The organism is Oleiphilus sp. HI0132 (genome assembly GCF_001635845.1).
Window position 1 is genome coordinate 1 of record NZ_LWGJ01000599.1, and the last position, 11,921, is coordinate 11,921.

General features: G+C 44.7%; 10 protein-coding genes. 7 read left to right on the top strand and 3 right to left on the bottom strand.

The features are described 5' to 3' along the window. Window positions 1–957 precede the first annotated feature (957 nt). The 3 genes from dinB to A3766_RS07305 all read right to left on the bottom strand — a co-directional run bounded on the left by dinB (window position 958) and on the right by A3766_RS07305 (window position 3,638). Complete coding sequence (gene dinB, locus A3766_RS07295) at window positions 958–2,016, bottom strand: DNA polymerase IV (protein ID WP_082865274.1); 1,059 nt, start codon at window positions 2,014–2,016, stop codon at window positions 958–960. Window positions 2,017–2,104: 88 nt separating this feature from the next. Continuing rightward, on the bottom strand, window positions 2,105–2,986 hold the full coding sequence (locus A3766_RS07300) for a carboxylesterase (protein WP_068512166.1): 882 nt from the start codon (window positions 2,984–2,986) through the stop codon (window positions 2,105–2,107). 1 nt (window position 2,987) lies between these two features. Further along, complete coding sequence (locus A3766_RS07305) at window positions 2,988–3,638, bottom strand: hemolysin III family protein (RefSeq protein ID WP_068514341.1); 651 nt, start codon at window positions 3,636–3,638, stop codon at window positions 2,988–2,990. 194 nt (window positions 3,639–3,832) lie between these two features. Between A3766_RS07305 and A3766_RS07310 the strand changes: the two genes are divergently transcribed. The 7 genes from A3766_RS07310 to A3766_RS07340 form a co-directional block, all read left to right on the top strand. Then, window positions 3,833–4,837 (top strand): sensor histidine kinase KdpD, encoded by a 1,005-nt coding sequence (locus A3766_RS07310; RefSeq protein WP_068514343.1) that lies wholly within the window; start codon window positions 3,833–3,835, stop codon window positions 4,835–4,837. Continuing rightward, a complete protein-coding gene (locus A3766_RS07315; protein WP_068642030.1) occupies window positions 4,837–5,553 on the top strand; it encodes a response regulator transcription factor in 717 nt (238 codons plus the stop codon). Before A3766_RS07310 ends, A3766_RS07315 begins: the two co-directional genes overlap by 1 nt. 114 nt (window positions 5,554–5,667) lie before the next feature. Next, complete coding sequence (pgm, locus tag A3766_RS07320) at window positions 5,668–7,308, top strand: phosphoglucomutase (alpha-D-glucose-1,6-bisphosphate-dependent) (RefSeq protein WP_068553754.1); 1,641 nt, start codon at window positions 5,668–5,670, stop codon at window positions 7,306–7,308. Window positions 7,309–7,389: 81 nt separating this feature from the next. After that, window positions 7,390–8,904, top strand: coding sequence for a glucose-6-phosphate dehydrogenase (zwf, locus tag A3766_RS07325; protein ID WP_068514353.1), 1,515 nt, complete (start codon window positions 7,390–7,392; stop codon window positions 8,902–8,904). A 31-nt stretch (window positions 8,905–8,935) separates the two neighbouring features. Continuing rightward, on the top strand, window positions 8,936–9,700 hold the full coding sequence (pgl, locus tag A3766_RS07330; RefSeq protein WP_197469694.1) for a 6-phosphogluconolactonase: 765 nt from the start codon (window positions 8,936–8,938) through the stop codon (window positions 9,698–9,700). Window positions 9,701–9,724: 24 nt separating this feature from the next. After that, window positions 9,725–11,179, top strand: a complete 1,455-nt coding sequence (gene gnd / locus A3766_RS07335) for a decarboxylating NADP(+)-dependent phosphogluconate dehydrogenase (RefSeq protein WP_068514356.1) — start codon at window positions 9,725–9,727, stop codon at window positions 11,177–11,179. A gap of 14 nt (window positions 11,180–11,193) precedes the next feature. Continuing rightward, window positions 11,194–11,921: amidase family protein (locus A3766_RS07340; protein WP_304440938.1), on the top strand; the 728-nt coding region annotated here is incomplete at its 3' end.

Genomic DNA, 11,921 nt, shown 5'->3' on the forward strand with positions numbered 1-11,921 from the left:
TTATTAATTTAATCGTAGAAGAGTTCGGCTCTTATGCCGACTGATAACGCTGATTATAAAAATGATAATAATATTCANGTTAATATTACTACTGGTTGCAAGTAGCTTTAGCGCACAGGCTTTGAGTGATTATGTGCTGGTAAATCGGCCTGAATCAGTTAATGACAAACGCTATGATTACGCACATGATTTGTTGCAAATGGTTCTCGATGAGACTCAAGACGACGATTCAAAAAGTGTTGTAAAACACGCAACGCTTATAATGAACCGTAATCGTCTACTGTTATCGTTGAAAGAGGGTAAAGAGCTTCATGTCGTTGCCGAAGCGCCCAAAACTGCTTGGGTCAGCGAATTGCACGTCGTAAGAATTCCCATACGAAAGGGAATACAGGGCTATCGCCTCTTTTTCATTAATAAGCAAGACCAGAGCAAACTGTCAGCACTTAAGTCTTTCGAAGAGTTTAAAGCTATACCCACTGGTTCAGGAAAAGGTTGGTCGACGACTAGAGTGTTGAGAGAGGCAGGGTTTAATGTTGTTGTGGGAAACAACTATGAAGGCCTGTTTAGTATGTTAGAGCTCGGTAGATTTAAAACCTTTGGTCGTGGTATTAATGAAATTGAGGCCGAGTACTTAGCTCAAAAAGAGGCGCACCCTAATCTAGCAATCGACACGGAACTAATGCTTCATATCCCCTTGCCAACCTATTTCTTTATTAGCCCGAAACGACCAGAGCTTGCGAAGCGCATTGAACGGGGTTTGTGGCGCCTAATCGAAAATGGCAAATTTGAAGCATACTTTTTAGCTCACCACCAAGCGCTAATAGATAAGTTTCGGCTGAAAGAGCGCAGAAGGTTTTCTATTCCCAACCCCAATTTGAGTAAAGCCGACCCGCTTGATAATGCTGAACTATGGCATAAATTTTAATGAAGAAAACAGCGTTGTAGGTATAGGGCTCATTACCAAGAAAAGGCATATTGTTGATGCTGTTCCTTTTCGTTATTCAGGCCAATATGAACACCTAATAGCCTTACTTTCTTACCATCGCCCCTTGATATTGCCTCATGTAACAGGCAGATAAACATCGCTTCATTGTAGTCACTAAATGTATATTCTTTTGTTGTTTGATGAAAGTCACTGAACTTTACTTTAACGCCTAGCTTCTGAATGCCTCTTCCCGGCAAATGCTTTGCAGCACGCTGTTTTAACTCGGGCAACAACCTTGATACTAAAATCGCTTCAAGTGAAGACGGGTCGTCAATGTCTTCAGGGAAGGTTAGCTCTACACCCACTGACTTCCTTGTTCGGTGAGTTATTACTGAGCGCTCGTCTTGTCCATGGCAACGTTGCCAAAGTAAATGGCCTAGTCTTCCGAAGTTATGTAGTAGTGTTTGTTGGTCAAAAGCCTTTACATCTTTTCCAAACCGCAGTTGCTTAGCACTGAGCTTCTCGAAGGTGACTTTGCCAACGCCAGGGATTTTATCTAAAGGCATATCGTCGATAAAACTGGCCACGTTTTCTGGAGGAATTACATAAATACCGTTTGGTTTATTGATATCGGAGGCAACTTTAGCGAGGTACTTGATGGGCGCCACCCCTGCTGATGCTGTCAGACCAAGCTCACGTTGAATCGTCTTGCAAATATCCTGAGCGATGAGCGTTGCTGAACCGTGATGTAACGAGCAGTTGGTGACATCAAGGTAAGCTTCATCGAGGCTAAGTGGTTCGATCAGATCAGTATAACGTTCGAATATTTCACCAATCTGTTTACTAACGGTTCTATATACATCCATTCTACCCGGAAGCAATACAAGATCTGGGCATAAACGCAGCGCAACTGAGGTCGGCATGGCAGATCTAAGCCCAAACTCTCGTGCTATGTAGTTACAGGTAGAGAGGACACCGCGAGAGTGGCGCTTTCCGCCAACGGCAACGGGTAAATTAGTTAACGCCGGTTGGTCACGGATTTCCACGGATACAAAGAAAGCATCCATATCTACATGAATTATCTTGCGCAAACCGTTGCCTCGAAATTAAATAATGCTGTTTGAATATACAGTTGTCTTGGGCGTGAGGCAAGTAGGGTTGGTTGCTAGCGTGTACAGATTATTTACGATACACGCCGTCTAGAAAAGTGTTTACTTCAGAAAAAACCTTCTTGGTGATATCTCCTCTGACAATACCATGCAGATGGAAGTCTATTTCCCTGTAATGTGCGTTGCCTGTGTGAATGCTTTTATAAATATCTCTACCGCTTTGGACGTCAACTTTTGGGTCTTTATCTGCATGAATGACTAAGGTTGGGATGGTGATGCTAGAGAGCCCTTTCTGAACTTGGTTCATTAATTTTTTGATTTCAACGATGCTGCTTACCGGGCAGCGTAGATAATTGATGTGAGGATTGTCAGCATGATTGGTGACGAACTCTTTACGCAACTTTTTAGTATCGAATACCGGGTTAGCTATTCGCCTTAGAGCCTTATTCCAGGTATTGACAGGCTTGGCGAAGTTAGCAGAGAACTTTTTAAACTTGAGCGGCGCGCTGATACTCACAAGTGCATCAAAGGCGTCGGGTTTATCAATGACTTGTTTAAGTGCCACCGCAGCGCCAGTAGAGAAACCAGCGATGACGATATGCTCACAGCAGTGCTTAAGTATTTCGTGGCCCCGGTTAACCGCCGCCGTCCATTCGCTCATTTTACGGCGAGATAAATCATCTGCCGATGTACCGTGCCCGTCCATTCGTGGCGCGTAGACGGTATAGCCTTGGCTATAAAGATAGTCAGCCCACTCTCGCACTTCTTCCGGGGCAGCCATTAGGCCATGAACAAGCAGCACTCCCTGCGTGGCTTGAGGCTGATGAAGCAGGTAAGGTTGGCCAATTTCTGGTGGCTTGGTTTCACCTTTAAGGAAGTGTTCCTGGTAATCGTTTATAAAACGACTCGTTTCTTCCTCTAGCAGGCATTGTGCTTTAGAGCTTAAGCTCATCTTAGGCTGACGCCGTAGCGGAAAATGCACTGTAAATCAGGCTGTAATGACAGGCGCCACCAATTAAGACCATTACGTGGAAGAGTTCATGGAAACTGAAAATTCCAGGCAACATTAAGGGTTTCTTACTTGCATAGAAAATAGCACCTAGCGTGAACGCGATACCGCCAGCAAAAAGCAGATTAACCTGCATATCGGTCATGAGATCCAAGATTTGTTGCATGGGGAAAACTAGCATCCAACCCATTGTCAGAAAAATTAAGGCATAGAGTATTCTTGGTGCGCGCGGGAAGAATAATTGTGAGCACAGGCCAAATGCCACCAGTCCCCATTGAATTGCTATCATTGGTAAGCGCCAGTCATCATCCAGAAAGAAGTAGCAGACGGGCGTATAAGAACCGGCAATCATAAAGAATATCGCTAAGCGGTCCATTTTTCGCCAGAAAGATAGCTCGTTCTCTTGCTTTTTAAAGCAGTGGTATAAAGAGCTAGCAGAAAAAAGAAAGATTAGTGACAAACCGTAAACTAAGGCTGTGACGAGCATTGAAGCAGAGCCGGTTGCAACCTTTAATAAAAAAACTGTACCGACCACGGCTGCTATCGCGCCAAGCAGGTGAGAGTAGAAGTTGAATGCTTCAGAGCTTTTAACCATTTTCAATACCGCTTTTTGTGTAGGTCTGAGGATAATAAGTCTAAAAAAAGTATCACAAGTGTGAGCTGAATTTGTTGCTTAATCTTAATCACCATAATGTTAAAAAAATAGACTTTATGGTGCTTTTACAAAAGTTTTACATAGCCCGCTTTTAACACTCACGGCGCGCGATGAAGCAGTGTTAAACTGGTCGAATGAATAGATTTAGATTTCTACCAAACAGCACCTTCACATTCATTTTCTCACTGGTGGCCCTGGTCACTTCGTTTGTGCTTTATATCTATTGGTATATAGAGATCAGTAGTGGCTTGGATGAAGTGATTTTGAGGTTTCATATCGATCCGCAACAAGTCACAGAGTCGCGTACCTTTTTGGTGATTGCAGTATTAACTTTATTGGTGAGTTTGATCGTTACGGGCTTGTCGATGAGTTTCGTTTATACCAAGAAAATGCAGCAGCTTTATCGTCTGCAGAATAACTTTATCAATAACTTTACCCATGAATTGAAAACACCCGTTACGTCCTTGCAGTTGTATTTAGAAACCTTCCAAAAGCATGATTTGGATAAGGAGACGCAGCAAAAGTATCTTAACTATATGCTGCGTGACGTTCACCGTTTGTCAGACAATATCAGCAACATTCTGGATCTGGGAAAGATCGAAAGCCAGAGCTTCAGTGATGAATTTATAGAGTTAGACGTTGCTGAGTTTGTCTCTCAGTTTTATCAACAAAATGCCCACCTGTTTACTGGCTTACAGATCGCGACTCAATCATCTCAGCCGATAAAGCAAACGCTTAGCCGGGCGCTGTTTGAAATGTTATTGATTAATTTAGCGAGCAATGCCCTTAAATATAATGAGTCGGATCAGCCAAGCCTAGTCGTTAAAATAGAAAAGCTCGCACTGCGCGGAAATGATGAGCTCAGGCTTAGGTTTATCGATAACGGTATCGGCATTGAGCATACGCAGCGCAAGAAGGTATTTAAAAAGTTTTATCAGGTGGGTGATTCAAAGACGCGTTCAGCGCAGGGTAGTGGGCTCGGTTTATATCTGGTTCAAAATATAGTTAAAGCGCATAGTGGTAAGATACAGATTAAGGAAAGCCAGCCGGGGCAGGGGGCTGAGTTTGTTATTATATTCCCGCAGCGAAATAAACTATCAATGGCGAAAAGAGCGCGTAATATGATGGGGATGCACTAGTGTTTGATCCAGAGAATGAGCGTATCTTGGTTGTCGAGGATGAATGTCATATTGCAGAGGGGTTGCGTTTAAATTTGGAGCTTCAAGGTTACAAGGTGGCGTTAGCGGAAACAGGGACTTCCGGTCTAGCCTTATGGAAACAGTGGCGGCCGCATTTAATAGTCTTGGATGTGATGCTGCCCGGCATAGACGGTGTCTCTGTTCTTAAACGTATTCGCTTAGAAGATGAGCGTTTGCCAATCCTTATTCTATCAGCCAAGAATANTGCTCAAGACAGAATTGAGGGTTTTAACCACGGTGTCGATGACTATCTTTCTAAACCCTTTAACCTAGAAGAATTCCTGTTACGAGTTGAGCGCCTTTTAAAACAAAGTAGCTGGCAAGATAATAGTATTGATGCGGCGAGTGGAAGTCAGGACCCATATAGCTTTGGCAGCAACAAAATCGACTTCCTTCAATCTGTTGCTTATTGCAAAGGGCAACAAATAAGCCTAACTGAACAAGAGCTTCGCTTGCTCAGGTTATTGATTAACAATCGTGGTAAAGCGCTGTCACGCGGAGAAATTTTAGAAGTTGCCTGGGGTTTTTCCAAAGACCTATCGACTCGTACCGTCGATAACTTTATTGTCCGTTTTCGAAAGTACTTTGAAGACGACCCTAAGAACCCCGAGTTCTTCAAAAGCCGCCGCTCTGTGGGCTACGTATTTGACCATTAAAATATCACTGATGAAGATTTTATTGCTTGTAAAGAAAGCCTACACTATTTTGTGTTAGTCTTGATGGCAAAGTAACAGACTATCGTTAAAGCTATCTGATTTTAAAGGACTTATATGATTGTTCATTCTTTGGCGGGCCAGCCTGCACCGCAAGAAATATTAACTGATATCCCTCGCTTGGTTGCGAGTTATTACAAGCGGCAACCTGAACCGGGAAACTCTGATCATGCAGTAGCATTTGGTACATCTGGCCATCGCGGGACAGCGCTGAATTGTAGCTTCAACGAACATCATATCTGGGCTATTTGCCAAGCTTTATGTGAATATCGCCAGGCTCAAAATATTAGTGGTCCTTTATTTTTGGGTAAAGATACCCACGCCTTGTCGGAACCTGCATTAATTAGTGCGCTTGAAGTCTTTGCGGCGCAAGATGTCGAAGTGCGCATTCAGCAGGGCGGTGGCTATACGCCTACTCCAGTTATCTCTCACGCCATTCTTAGTCATAACCAAGGGCGCACCCAGGGACTTGCCGACGGTGTGGTGATTACGCCATCCCATAACCCTCCTCAAGATGGAGGCTTTAAATATAACCCTCCTCATGGTGGGCCTGCAGATACCGATGTTACTAACCTGATTCAGGCACGTGCGAATGAACTTTTAGCTCAAGGTATGGAAAAAGTAAAAAAGGTTTCTTATTCGCAGGCTTTGGCAGCTAGCAGTACGCAAGAAATTGATTTTGTCATGCCCTACGTGAAGGACCTGGAATCTGTGGTTGATATGTCTGCCATTTCCAAAAGCGGCTTGCGTATAGGTGTTGACCCAATGGGCGGGAGTGGTATTGCTTACTGGGAGCCGATTGCCGAGCATTATGGTTTGAACCTGGAGTTAGTCAATAAGCGGGTTGATCCAAGCTTTTCGTTTATGCGTGTTGATAAAGACGGCAAAATTCGTATGGATTGTTCCTCACCTTATGCCATGGGTCAGTTGATTGAATTAAAAGACCAATATGATGTCGCCTTTGGCAACGATCCTGATTACGACCGTCATGGCATTGTGACTCGAAGCTCTGGCTTGTTAAACCCAAATCACTACTTAGCAGTCGCAATCGATTACCTTTTCTCACATCGTCCTGAATGGGATGAATCTGTTGGAATCGGCAAAACGCTAGTTTCCAGCAGCATGATTGACCGAGTGGCTAGCGCGCTAAAGCGTCCTTTGGTTGAGGTGCCTGTTGGCTTTAAATGGTTTGTAGATGGCTTGCATCAAGGCAGCTTGGGTTTTGGTGGAGAAGAAAGTGCAGGCGCTTCATTTTTGAGACGCAACGGACAAGTTTGGACGACCGATAAAGACGGCATTATCATGGATCTCCTGGCTGCCGAAATATGCGCAGTAACTGGTAAGGACCCGGGGGAGCGTTATAAAGAACTGGAAAACCAGTTCGGTTCTCCTGTTTATGAGCGTCTTGATGCATCGGCAAGCAAAGAGCAGAAAGCCAAGCTTAAAGCCTTATCTGCTGAGCAGGTGAGTGCAAGCGAGTTGGCAGGCGAAACGATTCAGCAGAAACTGACCAAGGCGGTGGGTAATAGTGCTGCAATCGGTGGCCTAAAAGTTTCTACAGAAAATGGCTGGTTTGCTGCAAGGCCATCGGGCACCGAAGATGTTTATAAAATCTATGCGGAAAGTTTTGTCAGTTCAGATCATTTGAAGAAAGTTCAGAAAGAAGCAAAAGCGCTTGTGGATGAAACCATCAAATAAGGATTAAAAAGCTCTGAGTCATGACTCGGAGCTATTTAATGAGTAAGCTATACTAAAAGCCTACGACTAAGGAGTTGTCTGATGAGGGTTCCTGATAACAGTAATATCGTCATTTTTGGTGCCTCGGGAGACTTGTCGTTTCGCAAGCTTATCCCGGCTTTGTTCCATTTATATGTCACTAGACAATTGCCTGATTGTTTCTTTATTTTGGGTGTTTCGCGCAGTGCTTATGACTCAGATAGTTATCGTGAGGCTTTGTTAAAGTCGCTAAGTGAAGGTGCAAACCTTGATTCGCATACTGTCGAAGATTTTCTCCAGCACGTTTATTACTTGTCTTTGAATACCTCCGATGTCACGGAATACTCCAAGCTAAAGCTTACCTTGAATGAGCTGTATGCGCGCTACCAGACACCGCACAATACTTTGTTTTACATGGCGATGCCGCCAAGTATGTTTACCGTGATCCCTGATTGCTTGTCAAAGAGTCAATTGTTGGATCAGTGTGAAGGCTGGAAGCGCATCGTGGTCGAGAAGCCTCTAGGTTATGACTTGGAATCTGCAATCGAGCTAGACCATGGTTTGCATTCCTATTTTGATGAATCCCAGATTTATCGTATCGATCACTATTTGGGAAAAGAGACCGTTCAAAACCTACTGGTTTTTCGCTTTGCTAATGGCATGTTTGAACCATTATGGGATAGAAATTATATTGATTATGTTGAGATAACCGGCGCAGAGAAATTAGGTGTTGAGTCTCGGGGTAGCTATTACGATGGCGCAGGTGCCGTGCGCGATATGTTTCAAAACCACTTGCTGCAAGTTTTGGCGATGGTAGCGATGGAACCGCCAGCAGTGATCAATGCCGACTCAACGCGGAATGAAGTGGTGAAGGTTCTACAGAGTCTAAAACCACTTAGTCAGGCCGATTTAGAGAATAACCTGGTTTTAGGGCAGTATACGGAATCCTTAGTTAAAGGTAGTGCTGTTCCAGGTTATCGGGATGAGGAAGGTGTTAGTCCAGATTCCAGAACTGAAACCTACGTAGCCCTTAAGCTATTTATTAATAATTGGCGTTGGAATGGAGTTCCTTTTTATATTCGAACAGGGAAGAGCTTGCCAACGCGAGTGACGGAAGTTGTTATTCACTTCAAACATACACCACACCCTGTTTTTGGGCTGAATGCACCGGCAAATAAACTGGTGATACGCATTCAGCCAGATGAAGGGATCGTGATGCAATTCGGTCTTAAGAAACCCGGAGCAGGTTTTGAGTCGAAAGAGGTGAGTATGGACTTTCGTTACCAGGATTTACTCGATGAAGAAGGTGATGGTGTACGCATTCTGAATGCCTATGAGCGCTTGTTACTGGATGCACTGAATGGCGATGCCACCTTATTTGCTCGTAGCGACGCCGTGCAATCCTGTTGGCAGTTTGTCGAGCCTATTCTGAAATATCAAGCTGGCGACCATGCCTTGCATGGTTATGCGAGTGGTACATGGGGGCCGAAAGAAGCCGAGAGCCTTCTTCGGCGTGATGGCCGTACCTGGCGTTTTCCGTGTAAAAATTTAGCCAATACTCATTATTGTGAGTTATAGCGAGATAAAAAATTCTTAAGCAGGGGGCAGTATGAATGCGAGTAGTGATGGTTCTATTATAAGCATTTATGAATCAGCTGATGAGCTTGCAGAGGTAGTGGCCAAACAGTGGCTGGCTCTGAGCCAATCTGGCGCCGATATCCATATCGCTTTATCGGGCGGGACAACGCCCAAACATATTTTTGGCTACATAGCCCACAGTGATTACGCAAATAGCATTCTTTGGCGGAACTTACATTTCTGGTGGGGAGATGAACGTTGTGTGTCGGCTAATGATGAGCAAAGCAATTATGGTGAAGCCATGCGGCTGTTGTTTAGCCATGTGCTAATTCCAGCGAGTAACATTCATCCCATTCATGGTGAATTAGCGCAAGAAAAAGCCTTGATCGAATTCAAAGATGAAATGCTGGCTTGTCTGCCATCAGTATCTGATGGAGTGAATGCCTTTCCTATTTTTGATTGGGTTATGCTGGGTATTGGGGAAGATGGACATACTGCCTCATTGTTTCCTGGCCAAACAGATTACGACTGTGCTCAGAGTGCCGTTCAGGCGACTCAACCAAGCTCCAAGCAGGAGCGAATCTCGCTAAGTGCTTCAGTCATATCATGTGCCAAGAGAGTGACATTTATTGCCTTGGGTAAGAGTAAGGCAAGTGTCGTGCGAGAAATAGTCGATCAGGCAGAAGTCTCTAAAAGCTACCCGGCAGCCAATATTTTTTCACGAATTATTGCAAGCTCAGGGTGTGTTGAGTGGTATTTAGATGCGGAATCGGCAGCTAAACTTAGCGAGCATTAAACAAGAAATAGTCGAGGGATAATTATGGCGGATAACAAAGCAGACATTGCAGTCATTGGTCTAGCGGTAATGGGGCAAAACCTGGTTCTGAATATGAATGACCACGGTGTCAGGGTCGTTGCGTATAACCGAACGCAGAGCAAAGTATCCGAGTTTATCAAGGGTCTTGCTGCTGATACGCTAATACAAGGTGCAAATAGCCTTGAGGATATGCTGGCGAAGCTCTCCTCGCCTCGTAAAGTGATGTTAATGGTAAAAGCTGGTGAGGTGGTGGATGCCTACATTGAACAGCTACTTCCTTTGCTAGATGATGGTGATGTCATTATTGATGGGGGCAACTCCGACTATCGAGACACGGCTCGACGAGTAGAGTCATTATCTGAAAAAAATATTCACTATCTCGGTATCGGTGTTTCCGGTGGTGAAGAAGGTGCACGTTATGGGCCGTCTATCATGCCTGGTGGTGATGAGCGAGCCTGGCCGCTAGTAAAGCCTATATTTCAGGCTATTGCGGCGCGCACCGATGCTGGTGAAATTTGCTGCGACTGGGTTGGCTCGGGCGGTGCAGGGCATTTTGTGAAAATGGTTCACAATGGCATCGAATATGGTGATATGCAGCTCATCTCTGAGGCTTATCATTTTATGAAGAGTGGGTTGAATTTGAATCACCCTGAAATGCAGAAAAGTTTCTCGGCATGGAATAAAACAGAGTTAGATAGTTATTTAGTTGAAATAACAGCCAATATTCTTGGCTTTTATGAAGATGGGCAGCCCTTAGTAGAGAGCATTCTTGATACGGCAGGGCAGAAAGGAACCGGTAAACTGACTGCAAATAGCGCACTTGAAAACGGTGTACCTTTGAGCTTGATTAGTGAGTCGGTCTTTGCACGATATATCTCCAGTTTCAAAGAAGAGCGAATCGCTGCTGAAACAGCTTTCGCGCGTGAGATATCTAGTGTTGGTGGAGATAAGGACGATTGGCTTGAAGCGTTGAGAGAGTCCTTATTGGCGTCTAAGATCATCTCTTATGCTCAAGGTTTCATGTTAATGAAGCAAGTTTCAAACAACTTGGATTGGAATCTGAACTTCGGGAATATTGCTTTAATGTGGCGAGGAGGTTGCATTATCCGAAGTCGTTTTCTAGAGAATATTCGTGACGCCTTTATAAAGAACCCTGAGCTCTCTTTCTTAGGAATCGATGACTATTTTCAACAATTATTGAAGCAGTCACTTCCTTCCTGGCGCAGGGTTTTGGGTAAAGCGATTGAAATCGGGCTACCAATGCAATGTACCGCGTCAGGCTTGTCTTTCTTTGATGCCTTCACCTGCGGAAGATTGCCAGCAAATATGCTGCAAGCGCAACGTGATTACTTCGGTGCGCATACTTATGAACGGGTTGATAGAGATCGAGGCGAGTTTTTCCATACGGACTGGATTGGAAGTGGTGGAGCGGTATCCTCCAGCCAATACAATGCCTAATATATGAGCGCAGCATGATTCCATCGGCGAAAACAATTAATGCCTATACAGAAGATGTTCTAGGTGAACTCGATGGAGTAGGAATTGCCGAAAGGGTTCGTAAAAGAGAAATATCGGCCCAAGAGGCGGTTGAAGCGAGTATTAGTCGCGCGATGCATGTTGAGCCGAGCCTAAACAGTCTTGCTGTGGAAATGTATGACAGGGCTCGACGGTACGCATTGTTGCCTAATTCAGGGTATTTTTCCGGTGTCCCTAGCTTTATTAAAGATAATGACGACTTTAACGGAGTGCCCTCCGCTCATGGTTCCGCAGCGTTAAAACCTAAACCCGCAGCAAAATCTTCAGATTTCGTACGTCAATTCCTGTCGCTAGGCGTCGTGCCCCTAGGAAAAACTCGAATGCCTGAGTTTGGCTTAACGGCTACGACTGAGTCTAGTTATTTTGGCTCGACTTCTAACCCGTGGAACCTTGAGCGTTCAACTGGCGGTTCATCCGGCGGATCTGCCGCCATGGTTGCAGCTGGCGTTGTGCCCTTTGCTCATGGGAATGATGGCGGTGGTTCTATCAGAATACCTGCGGCATGTTGCGGGCTAATAGGGCTGAAGCCTACAAGAAGTCGCTTAGTCGATATGAAAGGGTCCCATTTATTACCTATCAATTTGGGGCACCAGGGAATTCTAAGCCGTAGTGTTCGCGATACGGCGATGTTTTATTCCGAAGCTGAAAAGTTTTATCTCAACCG